A 16,791-nucleotide genomic window follows, 5' to 3' on the forward strand; every position below is an offset into this window, starting at 1 on the left:
AGCCCAATCAGGCCCCAATCTCGTCGTGCTCGGTCAGACATTCAGAATGGTCCCGCAATACCTCCAGCACCCGGCAATCCGCTGTCCGCCCGCCGCTGCACTCGTGGACCATGCGTTTCAGTTCCGTGCGCAGCGCCTTCAGGCGGGCCATGCGCTGCTCCACCTGTTTGAGCTGGCGACGCGCGATGGCATCAGCTTCATCACAGGGCCGATTGGGATGGTCGCTGAGGTCGAGCAGCTCGCGGATCGCATCGAGCGAGAAGCCGAGTTGCCGCGAGTGGCGGATGAAGGACAGTCGGTCGAGCTGTGCATTGTCGTAGCGCCTCTGTCCGCCTTCGGTCCTGCCAGGTTCGGGCATTAGCCCGATCTGCTCGTAGTACCGGATGGTCTGCACCTTCGTGCCGGTCTTCTTTGACAGAGTACCGATCGTGAGCATTCTCGCCTCCATGAAAAAGATATAGTCTGTGTAGGTTTTGTCGTCGGAATAAACAAGTGTCGGATTCACAAACGCGTGAGTTCAAGCGATACCATGATTTCGTGCTTGAACCTCTAGCGGCTAGAGGATGTATCCGTACATGCAGTAAGAATCAAAAACAGGCGAACAGGATTGTCCCTTACATCGGCACAAAAGTTTCTTTGGGTTTTGGCAGGCGTGGCAGCGCTTGCCTTCGTATGGTTATTGTTATGGTCCGATTATCGTGCCGATAGCGCCCGAACTGACGCCGAGCTACCTTTTTTAGCTGAGTTCGAACTGACGGACCACCAGGGTATGGTTCAAACCGAGGAAGACTTTGCGGGGCGTTGGATGTTGGTTTTTTTCGGCTTTACCAACTGCCCCGACGTCTGCCCGACGACCCTATCTGAGGTCGCGGCGGTGATGGAGGGTCTGGGCGACGATGCCGCCAAGGTCCAGCCGATTTTCATAACAATCAACCCTGAACGAGACACGCCCGCAGCACTCGCCGCATACGTCCCGCTGTTCGATGCGGGCATCATCGGGCTGACGGGCACGCCGGAACAGATCGCCGCCACGTCCGAGACGTTTCCAATCTTCTTTGAGCGCGTCGAAGAGGCCGCAGCGCCGGATGGTTACACGATGGGCCACACGTCGCATCTGTTCCTCTTCGATCCCGACGCGGGCTTCGCCGACTCGTGGCCCTACGGCACCTCCGCCGAAGAGATCCTCTCCGATCTGGAAGAGAGGATCTGACCGAAATGAGCCGCATATCCGGAGAAACAGCCCTCGGGCTGGCGTGGATCATCGCACTCGTCGCCTCGCTTGCCGTGCTTTTCATCGGCGAGGTGCTGGGGCAGACGCCCTGTTTGCTGTGCTGGTTCCAGCGCGCCTTCATGTTTCCCTTGGCCATTGTCCTCGGGCTCGGCCTTTGGTGGCGGGACGGCCGTGTGGGGCGCTACGGCATCGCATTGGCGCTTGGCGGCGGCGCAGTCGCCCTGTGGCACATGGGGCTGTACGTCGGTCTTGTTCCCGAACGCATCCAGCCTTGCACAGCCACCGGCCCCTCTTGCACCGATGACAACCAACTGGTCTTCGGCGTCCCTATCCCGCTGATGGCGCTCGTCGCCTTCGCGCTGATCGGGGCGCTGTCGGCCCTTTCATTGAAGGACACACGAACATGAACCGACGCGGCCTGATCCTGTCCGTTCTCGCCCTCGGCGTCGCCGGTTTCGGCGGAGCCACCTGGTTTGCAACCCGCCCCGGCCCGGTGGTCGAAGCGGAGCCTGTTGCTCCGGAACTCGCGGAGGCGATGATCCGCCCCTACTCGCCCATCCTCGGACCTGCGCAGGCGCCCGTCACGATCGTCGAATTCTTCGATCCGGCCTGCGAGGCCTGTCGCGCCTTTCATCCCATCGTGAAGGACATCATGGCCGAGCATGGGGATGCTGTCCGCGTCGTGATCCGCTACACTCCTTTCCACGGCGTGGCATCCGAGGAAGCGATCCGCGTGCTCGAGACGGCGCGCATGCAGGACATTTACGTGCCGGTGCTCGAGGCCGTTTTGCGGGAACAGCCGAGATGGGCGTCGCATGGTGCCCCGGCGCCCGGCTTGATCCTTCAGATCGCCGCCACGGCCGGACTCGATGCCGAGGCCGCGCGCACGCAAATGCTGGCACCCGATGTCGTGGCGATCCTGAACCAGGATCGTGCTGACGTCGAGACCGTGGGAATTCGCCAGACGCCCACATTCTTCGTGAACGGCAAGCCGCTCGATCCATTCGGAGAGGCAGAATTGCGTCGTCTGGTGGCCGCCGAAGTCGCTGCGGCGCAAAGCTGAATAGAAAGGGCAGGATCAGAACGATGAAAAAGTATATTTTGACTGGCACACTGGCCGCGCTTTTGACCCTTGGAGGGCTCCCGGTGCCCGCGCTGGCCGGACCCGAGGATGTTGTCGTCGAGAACGCGTGGTCCCGCGCCTCCATCGGGATGAACCGTCCCGGGGCCGCTTACATGACGATCCGCAACACCGGCGACGAGCCAGTGACGCTGATCGGCCTTACAACACCGCTCGCGATGATGCCCGAAATTCACGAGACGAAGACAAATGCCGAAGGTGTGAGCTCCATGAGCCCGGCGGGTGAGATCGCGATCGCCCCGGGCGAGAGCGTCGCGCTCGAACCGGGGGGCTTGCACGCAATGCTGATGCGGCTACAAGAACCAATGACGGAAGGGGACACCTTTCCGCTGACCATGCTTTTCGACGACGGAGGCGAAGTGACGGTCGAGGTGCCGATCCTCGGAATCGCCGCGAGGGGGCCGCAGGACTGATGCGGCGACGGGCGATCCTGGGGTACGGCGCGGCTGGTGTCGGGGCGGTCGCCCTGATGCTCTTCGTCGGTTGGTGGCTGGTCGATGGACCCGGTGGACCCGAACCTGTCGGGCAGCGGCCTGTGGCCCTGACCGAAATGGATTTCCGTCTGACGGATCATGAGGGCAATGGGGTCGGGCCAGAAACCCTGATCGGTCGCCCGACGATGGCGTTCTTCGGCTTCACCTACTGTCCCGATGTCTGCCTGACCACGCTCTCGGACATATCGGGATGGCTCGACGATCTGGGAGACGAGGCCGACGAGATGAACGTGGTTTTCATCACGGTCGATCCCGAGCGCGACACTGTCGAAACGATGGCCGAATATGTCGGCTACTTCCATCCTGTGATCCGTGGCTGGACGGGGCCGGAGGAGCAGATAGCGCGCGTCGCGGACGGCTTCCGCGCCACCTACGAAAGGGTGCCGACGGAGAGCGGCGATTACACGATGAACCACACCGCGAGCGTCTTCCTGTTCGCAGCCTCCGGGCGGTTCGTCACCATGATCGACTATCACGAAGCCAGAGAATTCGCGGTGCCGAAGATCCGTCGCGCGCTGGCAGAAGAAATGGAGGGGGCGACATGAGGCTCAGAACTTTGGCGGCTTGTGTTGCAATTGCGGGGACGGTTTCGGGTGCGGCTATCGCCATCTCCGATCTTTTGTCGAAAGAACCCGTGCCGCCGGAACTTGCCCAGGCAGGTAGCTGGATGCCCCAACGTCTTGAAGCCCCCCTGAACGTTGACATTCCCGTGACGCTGCCCGCGACGGCATGGGCAGAAGATGCATCCGACCTCGGCCCGCTGCCCCTTCTGCAAGTCGCTGTTGCCGACGTGCCGGTACGGGCGATCGAGCCACCGCTGTCGACGTGGTCGCGCGACATTGCACCCGGCGAGACGCTCGATTTCTTGCTGTCCGAAGCCGGTCTTGCGGCACCTGACAGAGCGGAAGTTGCCCTCGCGCTCGGTGCCGAATACGATCTGCGACGGCTGCGGCCGGGGCACTCGGTCACTGTTGCTTCGACCATGGACGGCAGCCCCCGCACCGTCGCACTTGCCGTCGAGGACGGGGTTCGGATTGAGGTGGTTTTCGGCGAGCAGATGTCCACGCAGGTCGTGGCTCCGGATCCGGAAATCGTAACCCTTGCCGGCGAAGCGGTGATCGACAGCTCGATCTTCGCGGCACTCGACGAAGCCGGCATACCCGCCCGTTTTTCCGTGGAGCTTGCGCAGATGCTGGGTGGGACCTTGGATTTCCGCCGCGAGATGGCTGGTGGCGAAAAACTAAGTCTTCTCTGGCGCGAGGCGCGGGTCGGAGAGGACAGGATCGGACAGCCCGAACTCGCCTTCGCCGCACTGGAGATCAGCGGTTCGCTTTACGAGATCGTATGGCCGGACGACGGCAGCGGTCAGGCGACGATCTACGTCGATGGCGAGGTGCTGCGCGTCTTCGCACAGCCGGTCGAGGGTGCGCGCCTCAGCTCGGTGTTCGGGCGCCGCACGCATCCGGTCTTTGGCAACGTCCGGATGCACACCGGCGTCGATTTTGCAGCGGCACGTGGGACACCGGTTCAAGCGACGGCACCGGGGCGGGTCAATTTCATCGGCTGGCGCGGCGGATATGGTCGCGTGGTCGAAATCTCGCACGGCTCCGACACCATGACGCGCTACGCGCATCTGAGCGCCGTGCCGGAAGACCTGGCACAAGGCCAACGCGTTGCGGCGGGAGATGTGATCGGCCGCGTCGGCTCGACTGGTACGGCGACAGGTCCGAACCTGCACTACGAAGTCCTCGTGGATGGGCGCCCGACTGACCCCCTCGCTGACGACCGGCTCGCCGAAGCGGATGAGAGCGATGCGGATGATACCGCCGCGCTCTCGCGTCTGGCCGAGGCGCGGGCGCTTCTGAATGAAAACCTCGGCAGCGAGATTGCCAAAACGACAACCGAAAGGCTCTGACCCATGAAACGCATGACCCAAGCTCTTGCCATCACGCTCGCCCTTTTCCCAGCGGCCCAGGCCCTCGCAGAGGCAACGGCGATCGACGTCCGCAAGACCAACGGTTGCGGCTGCTGCCTCTCGTGGATGAACCATCTCGAAGAGAATGGCTTTGCGCCGACCGGCCAGGACATGTTCGGCGGGTTGCTGGTTCGCTTCAAGCTCGACAACGGCGTGCCGCAGCGCATGGTCTCCTGCCACACCGCGCTCATTGATGGCTACGTGATCGAAGGCCATGTCCCGGCCGCTGACATCCGCCGCCTTCTCGAGGAGCGCCCGGACGCCGTCGGCCTCGCCGTTCCGGGGATGCCCTATGGCTCGCCCGGCATGGGGCCAGAAGACGACCGCGAGGCCTATGATGTCTTCCTCATCCGCAAGGACGGGTCGACGGAAGTCTTTTCGAGCTACGCCGAAGGATAATCTGGCCCGCCATGGAAAATCTGTCTCCGATAATGCTCGGCTTTCTCGGAAGTCTCGCCGCCGGATCGCTCACAGCAGTCGGAGCAGTTCCCGTGCTGTTCGGGCGCATCCCGTCCCGGGCCACGCGCGATCTGTCGCTCGGCTTCGCTGCCGGTGTCATGCTGTCAGCCTCGTTCTTTTCGCTGATCATCCCGGCATTGGATGCGGCAGAGCCAATGTTCGAAAACGGCGCGATGCCTGCGGCCATCGTATGCGTCTCGATCCTTCTGGGCATGGGGGCTGTCGCGCTGATGAACGAAAAGCTGCCGCACGAGCACTTCAAGACAGGACGCGAAGGGCCCGAAGCGGCGTCTTTGCGGCGGGTCTGGCTGTTCATCATCGCGATCACGATCCACAACTTCCCCGAAGGCCTCGCGGTCGGGGTCGGCTTCGGATCCGGAGGTATGGAAGGCGGTCTGCCGCTCGCCATCGGCATCGGGCTTCAGAATGCGCCCGAAGGATTGGCCGTCGCTGTATCTCTGCTGGGCGAGGGATATCCTAAGCTGCGCGCCTGGGGCATCGCGGCGCTGACGGGCATGGTCGAGCCGATTGGCGGTTTGCTCGGGGCCGGCATCATCACACTGTCGGAACCGCTGCTTCCATGGGGTCTGGCCTTTGCCGCGGGCGCAATGCTCTACGTCATTAGCCACGAAATCATCCCCGAAACCCATCGCAGCGGCCATCAGAACAGGGCGACGCTCGGTCTCGCAGTCGGGCTCGTTCTGATGCTGTTTCTCGATGTCTGGTTGGGGTGAGGCAATGTCACTCAACAAGGTATCTCCGATGATCGGCGTCTTCGCAGCGCTTACTGCGTTCGCGATTGATCAGATCACCAACCCGCTTTGTAAGGAAACCGGGATATCGGTCGAGCGAATTGCACAGGAAAACATCATCGGACGCGAGCCTGGATCGGGCACGCGTCAAGCTGTTGAAAAGCTCTGTCAAAAGGACGGTGTAGACCTTGTGGCACACATGGAATTCGACGACACAGAAGCGATAAAACAAGGTGTGATTTCAGGGCTGGGCGTCGCCTACCTATCGCTTCACTCGTTACGACTCGAGCTTAAGACAGGCGAGCTGAAGGTTCTCGACGTCCAAGGCTTCCCATTGAGGCGCAGATGGTTTGCTCTTAATCGCAAGGGCAAACACCTTACAAGCGCCGCACAAACATTCCTGACCTACCTACAGCAGGTCAATTCAGACCCGATTGCATAGTGTTCGAGGCTTTTGTGAATGGCGCTCCAGCCGGGTGAACGCTTCCAAGGTGCGGAGTCTCCCGGGTGGCAAATGGAACAATCCGAATATCTGAGATCAGACCTTCCCCTTCGGTACTTACGAACAACGGCTAGGAGTTGCTCGCGTGGGATTTCCGGAAGTGTCTCGGGCTTTCCCCGGTGCGTTGTTCGAACAGGCGGCTGAAGGCTGTGCGGCTGGCAAACCCAACCATATGGGCGATTCGCTTTACAGGCAGTTCGGTATCGCGCAGCAAGGCTGCGGCACGGCGCAGGCGCAGGTCGCGCAGAAGATCGATAGGGCCGCTCCCGTAGGCGTTTGTAAATCGTTGTGAGAAAGATGTTCTGCTCATGCCGACCCGCTCGGCAAGACTTTCCACGGTATGCGGGTCGCCTGGCGCATCCAGCATGGCATTCAATGCTTCCCAAATCGATGGATCTCGCAACGCGGCCATCCAGCGCAGGCCCTCATCACCCTCCATCAACCGGCGGCGCAGCATTTCAATCATGCACTGTGTCAGAAGAGTTCGGATCATTGCGCGGCTACCTGCGATCGGTTGGCTGAGCTCGCGCAGCAGCATTTCCAGCACCGGGTACAAATGGCTCCCGTTGCTGACATTTTCTATTAGTGGTGCGCGAATTAGGTCAATTGCATCCTCTGCCCCGCGCAAGCCCACGCGGACATGAGCGCAGAGCGCGGTGATCTGTCCGCCCTCGGAGTCACTTTGTGAAACCTCGATTAAGTGACGCAATCGGAGTTCGGCCGGGTTACATTTCGGAATCGGATCGCTAAGGCCTCCAAAGCTGCGCAGGGCGTGTCGTTGCAGTGCTGGTATCAGCGCCAATGTGCCTGCAGTGACCTGGATATCCGGTGCATCACGAAGTTGAATTACACCTTCTCCGCTAAGAATATAGTGCAACGTTGCGTTGGCGTCTTGACCGAGGCCAAGATCGCAAGCTCCCCTGAGTTCGCAGACAGCAAACGGATCTGTTGCAATCTCAAGCTGATCGAATAGATGTTCAAACTTCATGCAGAAGCTTTATAGAGCCTCCGAACGAAAAGATACGAAAACGTCTATTAAAGGGCAAATTTCGTACTTAATGATACATTCGGTTCGCCACATTGGATTCGTTAACAAAACTCAACAGGAGAAAATCCCATGTGTAACTGCCATGATCACAAGCATGAACCCAACAACCAGGTCATCTCGCGCCGCACCGCATTGCGAGGAGGACTGGTAGCGGCGGCCGCAGGGGCCGCCTCGGTCATTTCGGCTTCGGCAACACAGGCTCAAACAACCGAAAACCCCTATGCCGACCCCGCAGAACCGGCCCTGCCGCCATCTGACATGAAATTGGATCTAAGCCGCACCGCCCTGGTCGTGACTGATCCGCAGATCGACTTCTTGCATCCCGATGGCGTGACCTGGGGCGTCATCGGCGCAAGCGTCGAGGAACATAATACGGTCAACAATATCGAAACGCTGTTCAAGAATGCAAAAGCAGCGGGCATCACCGTGGCCGTATCACCGCACTATTACTACCCGACTGACCATGGGTGGAAATTCGAAGGAGCGCTTGAAAAATTAATGCACAAGATCGGCATGTTCGACCGCAAGGGGCCATTGATTATTGATGGCTTCGAAGGATCGGGAGCCGATTGGATGCCACAATACAAACAATATATCGACGACGGCAAAACGATCGTAACTTCTCCGCACAAAGTCTATGGAAACGACACCAACGATCTTTCGCTGCAACTGCGCAAGAACGGTGTCAATCAGGTGATCTTGGCGGGTATGTCAGCTAACCTCTGTACGGAAAGCCATCTTCGCGAGCTGCTTGAGGACGGTTTCGAAGTAGCTGTTATACGTGATGCTACCGCTGCGGCTAAGCTTCCCGAAGGTGATGGCTATCTCGCCGCGTTGACGAATTTCCGCTACATGGCAAACGCGCTTTGGACAACCGAGGAAGCCGTCAGCAACATCAAGGCAGCAATGTAATCGTCATCTCCTTTGCAAAAAATGAGGGGAAGCAACACATTGTCTGCTTCCCTTCGTCTGTCTGGTGACAAAGATCAAGCCTCACTTTTTGCCAGCAGATCTTTGCCCAACTTCCTGGCGGTGAAAGGCACCCGCTTTTCTAGGCACTAGTCGGAAAAGAGTACGCCATTTTTTAGATCTGGTTGTTGCGAGCCAAGCCGGGCCGTGAACTAAATCGCTCGACGATGAATGCGGACACGACCAACACGAATGAAAAGACTTCATCGACAACGAGTATTAATGCCGGTTGCTTGGCTCGCAGGAATCCACTTTGAAATTCAAAACCCGTGCAATCTTTTGGCCCATTGATACGCAACGATCAACCCTTTCATCCGTGGCAACAGGATCAATGAACCAACAATTGCTATCGTCGACATTGTAACCGCCAGAACCCACGGCTCAGGACGCCAATTGACCCAAGCAATGTGTAGGGCAAAGCCCATGATGTGGCCGACGACGAGAATGGTCAGATAGGCCGGGCCATCATCGGCACGCTGACAATGCAGCGGTTGCCGGCAGCTATCGCATGTGTCTTTCACCTTCAGGTAGCTATACAAAAGTTTTCCGTTGCCGCATTTCGGACACTTCAAGCGCAGCCCGTTAAGTATAGCCGATTTCAGATTTCGGGGTTCATCTTCGATACAGATGTCGGTTCTCATGTTCGGAATTCCTTTGTTCGCAGCTTCCTTTATAGGGGACTCGACGCAATTGCAATCAATTTCCATACATATCTAATCATTGTACAATATTGTAGTTGTATTGACTGCATAAATGTCTTAATTTCTCAACTACCCTGCGGCAAGGAGATGGCAATGAAACCATGGCAGCCCACACTCCGCGAGACTGGCAAGCCACGCTATATAGAAATCGCTGAAGCCATCGGATCGGACATTGAGACTGGCATCCTGTCACATGGAGACCGGCTGCCCTCCCAAAGAAGTGTCGCTCAGCAGTTAGGGGTTGATTTCACCACCGTATCTCGTGGCTATTCCGAAGCCGTCAAACGGGGCTATGTCGAAAGCTTTGTCGGCCGGGGGACATTCGTCCGCACCAGCAAAAATGACACAGAAGAGCCCGACCCACGGCGTGCGCTGGAAGAAGATCCGATGATGAATATGCCGCCGGAACCGACCGACCCTGATCTGGTGGCGCGCATGGATCAGGGGCTCAGAATGGTTTCGGCTAACCTTGTACCTTTGTTGAGGTATCAATCCGTTTCGGGGAGCATCCAGGATCGCGAAGTGGCGGCCCTCTGGATGGCCGAAAACGGTTTGGACATTTCTGTTGACAGTTTGGCGATCACACCTGGTGCACATGCCAGCATTCTTGGTATTCTCACCTATTTGAGCGAGCCCGGCCTGACCGTGTTGTGTGAAACCATCACCTATCCCGGCATTCGTGCCATTGCATCGCAGCTTGGCTTGAATCTGATCGGCATCGAAAGTGATGAGCACGGCATCCTACCCGACGCTCTTGAAAGAGCGATTAGTAAACACTGGCCGTCTGCACTCTATCTGAACCCCACATTACAGAACCCAACCACGCATACGATTTCAGCCAACCGGCGTCAGCATATTGCCGATATCCTGCGCCAGCATGAAATGCCCTTGATCGAAGATGACGCCTGCTGTTTTGTCGCATCCGATGCGCCAGTTCCCATCTCACAGCTTACCCCTGATCTAGGCTGGCACATCGCGGGCCTGTCAAAATGCTTTGGCGCCGGTCTGCGCCTGGCATTGACGACTATACCGAAAGGCCATTCCAAAGCTCGCTTTTCTCAGGTGTTGCGGACAGGCAACGTCATGACCTCACCGATAAGCACGGCCCTTATGAGTAGATGGATCGAAGATGGTACGGCCAAGGCGCTGCAATCCTTTGTCCGCAAAGCAGCATCAGATCGGCAAGCTCTGGCTAAGGAAATCTTGACGGGTTGTGATTTCGAGGGGCACACAGAAGCTTTCAACATTTGGCTTACCCTTCCGGAAGGCACCAGCAGGGCCGAGGTCTTGGGACGCATGACAGGCCGCCAGATCGGCATCATGCCCAGCGATGCCTTTACAGTCACGGGATCTCCGAAAGAAGCACTTAGAATTTGTTTGGGCGGGCCAGTTACCTTTAGCCAGTTGAAGGACGACCTGTGCGCGTTGAAGGACGCTGTTTTGCTTAAGGAATGGGTCGGTTGACCCGCGAAGGTTTACCGGCCTAAATGAGCGGCTTCGGCACACCTGTTAAGCTCTGCGAAGCAACTGAGAGAAGGCAGATCTGGAGGATTGACAATTCAGCCCCTATCACTGCGCGAAACTGTAAGCCAATGATCTTGGTTTCTCTTCGCTTTCTTGGATTCAAAAGCAACCAAAACGAAGACTACACAGCGCGTAGCGGCTCGAAAACCCGAAATGCTGAACATCGTACGAACGTCCGCTTCCGGGAAAGAAGAAAGCTGACAACTTGAAGGTTCGAGTGTCTGATCTGGGCCGTGGGCGAAGTGGCAGGTTAGGGGAGGGGGCAGGAAAGCATATATCACATCCCGCTTAGAAATTAGGCCGCAATAGAAGTGGTCGATTGGCAATCCGGTTCGCTTCTTCACGCGAGATTAGAGATCCTTGATCGCCGTAGCATCGCCGATGCAAATCGACATTTGAACCACTTTGGTGGACGGCACTTGCCGTTCGCCAATTCAGATCGGACCTGCGGTCGCGCCCAAAGGGACTCGTGCCGCGGCTAGTACGAAAGTGCACGAACTAGTAGAAAGCCGCCATCCAGTCTCACCTAATCATTCGAACTGAATTTGAACCTGAAAACTGTGTGTCTCGTAACATCGGTTACGATCCTGTCTGAACCGCCCCGGGTTTACCGGAGAGTTTCTGGTTCAATAGTTAAGCCGCTTTTTCTGCGGCGCTCAAGTTCTCGTAGAAAATCTCCTCTGCCTCTTGTGGCGTGATGTAGCTGTTTAGTGATTTTACCGGAACGGGTTCTCTGCCACGTCCCATCCAGGAAGAAACGCCACGCCTCTGGAGATGGCACTGGTCTTAAGACGCGGTTCACTCGTGAAGAGCGGATCTTGCAATTCTACCGACAATGTTCACGGCGGTCTCAGGATCTTCGCCACAGGTGTCGCGTTCTCAGACCATGGACAACGGGTCAGAGTGTCCCGCACGACGAGAGCACTCAGACGCCGGCGATCCCTGAGGGTAAAATTCAGATGCCGACAAGGCAACCAAGTCAAATGCGCGGTGGTGAGTGACCGAGAAAGAAAAAGTTGGGTGACGACTTAAGTGTCGACGAACCGACCTGGAGTCTAACCAAGACCCCTCCGAAAAATTTTGACAGCCAAGCCGACCGTCGAGAATTCCGGGATAGCCCAGGTGAGGAAAATCAAGGGAGGTTTAACGTGTCCTGATCTTTGCTGATCAGAGCGCGAAGAAACTGCATTACCCGTCGGATACGTGCGTTATGAAGGTGATCTTCATGCGCTGTGAGCCAGATGTCGCGTGTCACCTGTACCTCGTCTCGCATCACAGGGATGAGATCTTTGGCATGGTGAGCCACAAAGCTTGGGAGCATGCAGATGCCGACCCCGGCCTGAGTTGCCGTCAATTGGGCAATGAGACTGCTGGATTTGAAGGGTCCTTCGGGAACGCGGCACACTTCGCCAAGCCATCTGACCGCATCAATCTGAACGAGATCATCAACGTAATCGATCAAGTTGTGCTCGGTGAGTTCCTTGACGGAAGATGGGTGGCCGAAGTTCTCACGGTATTGTTCTGACGAATAGAGATAAAGAGAGAATTGCCCTATTTTCTCGATCTGTAAGCGCCGGCCCTTTGGCGGCGGAAAACTGATCAGGATATCGGCTTCGCGCCGGGAGAGACTGATCCAGCTCGCGGCGGTGACGAGTTCAATTCGGATGTCGGGGTTTTGCTGTGCAAACTGAGCAAGGCGGGGAGCTAGGTAAAGGCTCCCGATCGCCTCCATGGTCGCAATCCTGACCGTGCCGACGATGCCTTGCCCGCTTTCTTCTGCCCCCTGCCCTATTTGTTGAGCGATCCCTTCCATTTTCTCGACCTTGTCGAGGAGGCGCAAACCGCTTTCTGTGAGATGATAGCCAGTTCCAGAGCGGTCAAAAAGTTTCGTGTCCAGGGAATCTTCAAGTTCACGGATGCGGCGGCCGACCGTTGAATGGTCGACCCCAAGACGACGGGAAGCTCCTGCCAGGCTTTTCTGACGACAGACTTCAATGAAGAAGACAAGGTCATTCCAATTGAATGAAACCCGCTTTTTGATCGGAGACGTCATCTCATAGAATACCCTTACGCTTGTGCAACCTCGTTTGGTAACCGGTTGGCTTTTTGATCCGCAGGATCAGATTCCCTTTGGGAGCCGTTGATCGTCACGGGTTCCTGCCGGCGTGTATTGAGGTAGAAATCAAATACATCATAACGGTTATAGTAACCGGAGACATCATGGAACTGTTTGGGCTCAATGCAATCCTTAAGGTCGATTTCGCTGTGGAGGAGCCCTTCCTCTTCACACAGGGTGTCGCTGATGACGTCACCTGTGGGACCGAGGATCATTGAAACAGCCCGCGGCGTGTCCTGAAGAATATCCATGGCGTCCTTGCCCATGCCTTCAACAAAAGTCTCCAGAGTTTTGTCCACGCAGGCCGAGGCGACGACGTTAAAGACCTTGCCCTCGAAGGAATGCGCTCCGGCCCGGATCCGAATGGCGTTTTCCAAATTGTATGCACCAGCTTCACCGGTTCGTCTTGTCGGCCAGATAGGCGGGTAGCTTGAGATGTGCAGTTGCTCGCCTTGGGCAATCAGTGAGAATTTCGCAAGGGGGTTGGTGTTCTCGCCGCAAATCAGCATGCCGATTTTGCCAATCCTTGTTTGAGCGACTTTCAGGCCTGCCCCGTCGCCATTGGCCCAGACCAGCTTTTCGTAAAAAGTGGGTACGAGTTTGCGGTGGTGTGAGACGATCTCACCATGGTCGTTGATCAAGAGGTTGGAGTTCCAAATACAGCCAACACTTGCTTGTGAGGATTCACTGATACCGAGAGAGACGAAGATTTCGTTCTTTTTTGCTGCTTCCCGGATTTGAGCAACTTCGGGTCCGGCCGGGGAGACAGAGTTGGCGACCATGCGCTTGAAGTAGTCATGGCTATTGATCGGCGCCTGTAAAGCGACCCAGACCGGGAAGCCTGGAAGCATGGCCTCTGGAAACGCGATCAAATCTGCACCGTCTCGAGCAGCTTCTGCGATGAGACTACAGATTTTACTCGTCGTCGCTTTGGCGTCGAGAAAAACAGGGGCTACGTGAGCGGCGCAAACGCGGACGGTGTCGTTCTTGGTCAATGTCGTGGTCCTCGAATAGAAAAGGGCGGGCTCGCGTGGCGCGCCCGCCAGGTTATCTACGTTTCGATCACAAGTCGTACTTGGTGAAATCGTAGCGGGGAGGTAAATTGGCCATCAGGTCCTCTTTCGGGATCCGCTTGACGAGTTCGAATTCGTCATTTTGGACCTGGGTGATGTAACAATCGATCATTCCGCTATGGTCTTCCGCCCGCAGGAGCTTAGAGCCTTGTGGATGCGCAAGGGAATTCTCCATTTGCAATCCTTCCAGCGCCTCGATGACGCCCTGGTCATCGCTCTTTTGCTTCCAGCCGGATGCCTCGATGGCTTGTTTGAGCGCAAAGAGGTTTTCCCAGCTTTGCCAGGCGTGGCTTTTGGCCATGACCCGGTCAGACCCGTTTTCCTGCGCGTGGACGTCATCGATCTCCATGATCCTGTTGAATTCACGGTGGAATTCATCGTCCTTGGTTGCAACGGTCCGCGGGAAGTTTTCCAGGAAGTATACGCCTTCGGCCGCACCGTCGATCTGGGCCGGGCTCACGGCTTCGATGGTCCCGGAAACCGAATATTGTTTCATCCGCTTATCGAGACCCATGGATTTCATCTGGGTATAGAAGGCAACGGACAAGGCGCCGAAGAAGACGGAGAACAGAACCTCGGTCTCTTCTGGGATTTTGGCCAGGTAGGGCACAAGGTCTTTCGTATCCAATGGAACGGCAACTGGGTCATTCACCGTGCCGCCCATGGATTCGATGATTTTCTTGTGTTCCTCGTGATGGCTGTGGCCCCAGGCATAGTCTGGGAAGATCATCGTCCAGTTTTTGCCGAGGTTTTCGACCGCCCATGGCGCGCCGGCAGCTGCAAGGGCATAGGTATCGGTACCGGTCCGGAACGAATAGCGCGTGCCCTTTACGCCTGTGGCCTCTGTGGCTTCCCCGGCGGAGAAATAGACCGTCTTAAGTTCGGTCGCGATGGGGATTGAGGCCAGCATGATCCCCGAGTGGACGGATCCCACGACGAAGGATGACTGCCCTCGTTGGATCAGCGATCTCAGTTTGCGAGCGCCAATTGCGGGGTTGGATTCTGTATCTTCGGTCCGAAGCACGAGCTCGCGACCAGCAATCCCGCCACTTTCGTTGATGATATTGGCTGCGGCCTTGGCACATTTATCATGCCAGTAGCCCCAGCTTGAGAAGCCGCCGGTGAGCTCGGCCTGATGCCCGATGACAATTGGCCCACTGGGCTGGGCGCGAAGTCCCGACGTCAACCCCAGATAGGCCGTGCCTGCGGCAGCACCCCCGGCAAGGGCGTGGCTGAGAAAGCTTCGCCGCGACGGAGATTTCACCTCCGACGGCTTCTTCGAATTCTTGAGTTCCTCGGTCATATGGCATTACCTCCGTTCATGTTGGATCACCGTTTTTCTTAGTGCGACAAGCCGAGATAACGGTGAACGATCTCGGGTTGGTTTTGGAGTTCCTCAGAGGACCCTTGGTGGACGACAACGCCCTTTTCCATGATCGCAATCTTTGTGCAGATCTTGAGAGCCATCCGGATGTTCTGTTCGACCAGAAGAATTGAAACACCTTGCTGGTTGATTTCCTGGATTTCGGATCTGATCAGAGCCACGAGGCTTGGCATGATGCCTTCGGTCGGCTCATCCAGGATGAGAAGTTTGGGACGCATGACCAGGCACCGGGAGATCGCAAGCATCTGTTGCTCACCTCCAGAAAGCGTGCCAGCAGCCTGATCGGCCCGTTCGGCGAGACGTGGAAAACGCGAATAGACGAATTCCTGCATCTCCTCGTCGGGCTTGCCGGGCAAACCGATGCATAGGTTTTCGAACACGGTCAGGTTTGGAAACAGGCCGCGTCCCTGAGGGACATAGCCGATGCCTGTTGCCGGTATCTTATTGGCAACCATTCCAGAAATATCGGTGCCGTTGAAGGTCACGGTTCCGGATGATTTCTTCATAAGACCCATGATCGACCGGAGTGTGGTTGTCTTACCGACCCCATTGCGGCCGACAAGCGCCACAGCTTCACCCTTGTCGACTTCGAGGTTTACGCCGTGAAGAATTGGCAGCTTGCCGTATTGTGCCTTGACGTTTTTTAGCTCAAGCATTTTTCGCCCCTATCTGGTCATCGTCATCCTCGCCCAGATAGGCTATTCTGACTTCTTCATTCGCCTGGATCTCGGATGGTGTCCCTTCGGCGAGGATGGCCCCTTGCGCCATCACGGTGATGTGGTCGGAGAGACCAAAGACGACTTCCATGTCATGCTCGATGATGACGATGTCGACGGATTTGGACAGATCGCTGATCCGTCGCACGGTTTGATCGGTTTCTGCCGGGCTCATGCCGCAAACAGGCTCGTCAAGAAGCAGCATCTTTGGACTTGTCGCCAAGGCGATCCCGATTTCCAGTAGAGCCACGTCGCCGTAAGAAAGGGTCCCCGCGGTTCGTTTGGCCAGACGACTGAGGTCTGTTTGTTCAAGAATTTCCTCAGTTCTGCGTTTGGTGTCCTTAAGTGACGATGCGCGACTGAAGGGATCAAAAACCTTGCCGCGCGATTGCACGGCAATCCAGATGTTCTCCTCAACCGTCATGGAACTGAAGACGCTCTTGATTTGGAGCGTACGGGCGAGACCGCGTTGAGAAATGAGGTGTGTGCGCATCTTTGTCACGTCTTGTCCATCGAACCAGACGGACCCAGAGGTCGATGGCAAAAACCCGGATATCAGGTTGAACAGCGTTGTTTTTCCGGCGCCGTTTGGGCCAATGATGGCATGGAGAACGCCTGACCCAAGCTCAAGGCTGAGATTATCGACAGCGGTCAATCCACCGAATTTCTTTGTAAGATTCTGAAGGCGTAGGATTGGTTGTGTCAT

19 protein-coding genes are annotated in these 16,791 nt (G+C 56.9%); 11 read left to right on the plus strand and 8 right to left on the minus strand.

The window, feature by feature from the left end:
* Positions 1–7: 7 nt before the first annotated feature.
* Complete coding sequence (locus tag RYZ18_RS02195; protein WP_197919133.1) at positions 8–436, minus strand: MerR family transcriptional regulator; 429 nt, start codon at positions 434–436, stop codon at positions 8–10.
* Between the two features lie 207 nt (positions 437–643).
* Here RYZ18_RS02195 and RYZ18_RS02200 point away from each other — a divergent pair, with 207 nt between their 5' ends.
* From RYZ18_RS02200 to RYZ18_RS02240, 9 genes are read left to right on the plus strand one after another with little or no spacing between them, the layout of a single operon-like run.
* Entirely contained in the window at positions 644–1,210 is a 567-nt protein-coding gene (locus RYZ18_RS02200) for an SCO family protein (protein ID WP_317655792.1), read from the plus strand.
* Between the two features lie 5 nt (positions 1,211–1,215).
* Positions 1,216–1,638 (plus strand): disulfide bond formation protein B, encoded by a 423-nt coding sequence (locus tag RYZ18_RS02205; RefSeq protein WP_317654743.1) that lies wholly within the window; start codon positions 1,216–1,218, stop codon positions 1,636–1,638.
* A complete protein-coding gene (locus tag RYZ18_RS02210) occupies positions 1,635–2,294 on the plus strand; it encodes a DsbA family protein (RefSeq protein WP_317654744.1) in 660 nt (219 codons plus the stop codon). Before RYZ18_RS02205 ends, RYZ18_RS02210 begins: the two co-directional genes overlap by 4 nt.
* A 23-nt stretch (positions 2,295–2,317) precedes the next feature.
* The gene (locus RYZ18_RS02215; RefSeq protein ID WP_317654745.1) at positions 2,318–2,785 is read left to right on the plus strand and encodes a copper chaperone PCu(A)C; all 468 of its coding nucleotides are present in this window, start codon (positions 2,318–2,320) and stop codon (positions 2,783–2,785) included.
* The gene (locus RYZ18_RS02220; protein WP_317654746.1) at positions 2,785–3,411 is read left to right on the plus strand and encodes an SCO family protein; all 627 of its coding nucleotides are present in this window, start codon (positions 2,785–2,787) and stop codon (positions 3,409–3,411) included. The genes RYZ18_RS02215 and RYZ18_RS02220 overlap by 1 nt, the downstream gene beginning before the upstream one ends.
* The gene (locus RYZ18_RS02225; RefSeq protein ID WP_317654747.1) at positions 3,408–4,781 is read left to right on the plus strand and encodes a M23 family metallopeptidase; all 1,374 of its coding nucleotides are present in this window, start codon (positions 3,408–3,410) and stop codon (positions 4,779–4,781) included. The genes RYZ18_RS02220 and RYZ18_RS02225 overlap by 4 nt, the downstream gene beginning before the upstream one ends.
* A gap of 3 nt (positions 4,782–4,784) precedes the next feature.
* Positions 4,785–5,240, plus strand: a complete 456-nt coding sequence (locus tag RYZ18_RS02230) for a DUF411 domain-containing protein (RefSeq protein WP_038008346.1) — start codon at positions 4,785–4,787, stop codon at positions 5,238–5,240.
* A gap of 11 nt (positions 5,241–5,251) precedes the next feature.
* Positions 5,252–6,034 (plus strand): ZIP family metal transporter, encoded by a 783-nt coding sequence (locus tag RYZ18_RS02235; RefSeq protein ID WP_317654748.1) that lies wholly within the window; start codon positions 5,252–5,254, stop codon positions 6,032–6,034.
* Between the two features lie 4 nt (positions 6,035–6,038).
* Entirely contained in the window at positions 6,039–6,494 is a 456-nt protein-coding gene (locus RYZ18_RS02240; protein ID WP_317654749.1) for a LysR substrate-binding domain-containing protein, read from the plus strand.
* Positions 6,495–6,624: 130 nt separating this feature from the next.
* Here RYZ18_RS02240 and RYZ18_RS02245 read toward each other — a convergent pair whose 3' ends face one another.
* Positions 6,625–7,542: an AraC family transcriptional regulator gene (locus RYZ18_RS02245; protein WP_317654750.1), complete on the minus strand. Its 918-nt coding sequence runs from the start codon at positions 7,540–7,542 to the stop codon at positions 6,625–6,627.
* A gap of 129 nt (positions 7,543–7,671) precedes the next feature.
* Here RYZ18_RS02245 and RYZ18_RS02250 point away from each other — a divergent pair, with 129 nt between their 5' ends.
* Entirely contained in the window at positions 7,672–8,514 is an 843-nt protein-coding gene (locus tag RYZ18_RS02250; protein ID WP_317654751.1) for a cysteine hydrolase, read from the plus strand.
* A gap of 317 nt (positions 8,515–8,831) precedes the next feature.
* On the opposite strand, the gene RYZ18_RS02255 is transcribed toward RYZ18_RS02250, so the two are convergent.
* Positions 8,832–9,212, minus strand: a complete 381-nt coding sequence (locus RYZ18_RS02255) for a DUF983 domain-containing protein (RefSeq protein ID WP_317654752.1) — start codon at positions 9,210–9,212, stop codon at positions 8,832–8,834.
* 153 nt (positions 9,213–9,365) lie between these two features.
* Between RYZ18_RS02255 and RYZ18_RS02260 the strand changes: the two genes are divergently transcribed.
* Complete coding sequence (locus RYZ18_RS02260) at positions 9,366–10,736, plus strand: PLP-dependent aminotransferase family protein (protein ID WP_317654753.1); 1,371 nt, start codon at positions 9,366–9,368, stop codon at positions 10,734–10,736.
* A 1,192-nt stretch (positions 10,737–11,928) separates the two neighbouring features.
* On the opposite strand, the gene RYZ18_RS02265 is transcribed toward RYZ18_RS02260, so the two are convergent.
* From RYZ18_RS02265 to RYZ18_RS02285, 5 genes are all read right to left on the minus strand, one after another.
* Positions 11,929–12,849 (minus strand): LysR family transcriptional regulator, encoded by a 921-nt coding sequence (locus RYZ18_RS02265; protein ID WP_317654754.1) that lies wholly within the window; start codon positions 12,847–12,849, stop codon positions 11,929–11,931.
* A 14-nt stretch (positions 12,850–12,863) separates the two neighbouring features.
* Complete coding sequence (locus RYZ18_RS02270) at positions 12,864–13,907, minus strand: carbon-nitrogen hydrolase family protein (RefSeq protein ID WP_317654755.1); 1,044 nt, start codon at positions 13,905–13,907, stop codon at positions 12,864–12,866.
* A 67-nt stretch (positions 13,908–13,974) separates the two neighbouring features.
* On the minus strand, positions 13,975–15,288 hold the full coding sequence (locus tag RYZ18_RS02275) for an ABC transporter substrate-binding protein (RefSeq protein ID WP_317654756.1): 1,314 nt from the start codon (positions 15,286–15,288) through the stop codon (positions 13,975–13,977).
* Positions 15,289–15,326: 38 nt separating this feature from the next.
* Positions 15,327–16,025: an ABC transporter ATP-binding protein gene (locus RYZ18_RS02280; RefSeq protein WP_317654757.1), complete on the minus strand. Its 699-nt coding sequence runs from the start codon at positions 16,023–16,025 to the stop codon at positions 15,327–15,329.
* Entirely contained in the window at positions 16,018–16,791 is a 774-nt protein-coding gene (locus RYZ18_RS02285; RefSeq protein WP_317654758.1) for an ABC transporter ATP-binding protein, read from the minus strand. The genes RYZ18_RS02280 and RYZ18_RS02285 overlap by 8 nt, the downstream gene beginning before the upstream one ends.

The organism is Roseovarius sp. 10 (assembly GCF_033100315.1).
Lineage (GTDB): Bacteria > Pseudomonadota > Alphaproteobacteria > Rhodobacterales > Rhodobacteraceae > M30B80.

What these genes read in the sequence shown, in the direction of transcription:
- RYZ18_RS02195 (WP_197919133.1), bottom strand. Translation starts at nt 436, where the DNA reads ATGCTCACGATCGGTACTCTGTCAAAGAAGACCGGCACGAAGGTGCAG.
- RYZ18_RS02205 (WP_317654743.1), top strand. Translation starts at nt 1,216, where the DNA reads ATGAGCCGCATATCCGGAGAAACAGCCCTCGGGCTGGCGTGGATCATC.
- RYZ18_RS02210 (WP_317654744.1), top strand. Translation starts at nt 1,635, where the DNA reads ATGAACCGACGCGGCCTGATCCTGTCCGTTCTCGCCCTCGGCGTCGCC.
- RYZ18_RS02215 (WP_317654745.1), top strand. Translation starts at nt 2,318, where the DNA reads ATGAAAAAGTATATTTTGACTGGCACACTGGCCGCGCTTTTGACCCTT.
- RYZ18_RS02220 (WP_317654746.1), top strand. Translation starts at nt 2,785, where the DNA reads ATGCGGCGACGGGCGATCCTGGGGTACGGCGCGGCTGGTGTCGGGGCG.
- RYZ18_RS02225 (WP_317654747.1), top strand. Translation starts at nt 3,408, where the DNA reads ATGAGGCTCAGAACTTTGGCGGCTTGTGTTGCAATTGCGGGGACGGTT.
- RYZ18_RS02230 (WP_038008346.1), top strand. Translation starts at nt 4,785, where the DNA reads ATGAAACGCATGACCCAAGCTCTTGCCATCACGCTCGCCCTTTTCCCA.
- RYZ18_RS02235 (WP_317654748.1), top strand. Translation starts at nt 5,252, where the DNA reads ATGGAAAATCTGTCTCCGATAATGCTCGGCTTTCTCGGAAGTCTCGCC.
- RYZ18_RS02240 (WP_317654749.1), top strand. Translation starts at nt 6,039, where the DNA reads ATGTCACTCAACAAGGTATCTCCGATGATCGGCGTCTTCGCAGCGCTT.
- RYZ18_RS02245 (WP_317654750.1), bottom strand. Translation starts at nt 7,542, where the DNA reads ATGAAGTTTGAACATCTATTCGATCAGCTTGAGATTGCAACAGATCCG.
- RYZ18_RS02250 (WP_317654751.1), top strand. Translation starts at nt 7,672, where the DNA reads ATGTGTAACTGCCATGATCACAAGCATGAACCCAACAACCAGGTCATC.
- RYZ18_RS02255 (WP_317654752.1), bottom strand. Translation starts at nt 9,212, where the DNA reads ATGAGAACCGACATCTGTATCGAAGATGAACCCCGAAATCTGAAATCG.
- RYZ18_RS02260 (WP_317654753.1), top strand. Translation starts at nt 9,366, where the DNA reads ATGAAACCATGGCAGCCCACACTCCGCGAGACTGGCAAGCCACGCTAT.
- RYZ18_RS02265 (WP_317654754.1), bottom strand. Translation starts at nt 12,849, where the DNA reads ATGACGTCTCCGATCAAAAAGCGGGTTTCATTCAATTGGAATGACCTT.
- RYZ18_RS02275 (WP_317654756.1), bottom strand. Translation starts at nt 15,288, where the DNA reads ATGACCGAGGAACTCAAGAATTCGAAGAAGCCGTCGGAGGTGAAATCT.
- RYZ18_RS02280 (WP_317654757.1), bottom strand. Translation starts at nt 16,025, where the DNA reads ATGCTTGAGCTAAAAAACGTCAAGGCACAATACGGCAAGCTGCCAATT.
- RYZ18_RS02285 (WP_317654758.1), bottom strand. Translation starts at nt 16,791, where the DNA reads ATGACACAACCAATCCTACGCCTTCAGAATCTTACAAAGAAATTCGGT.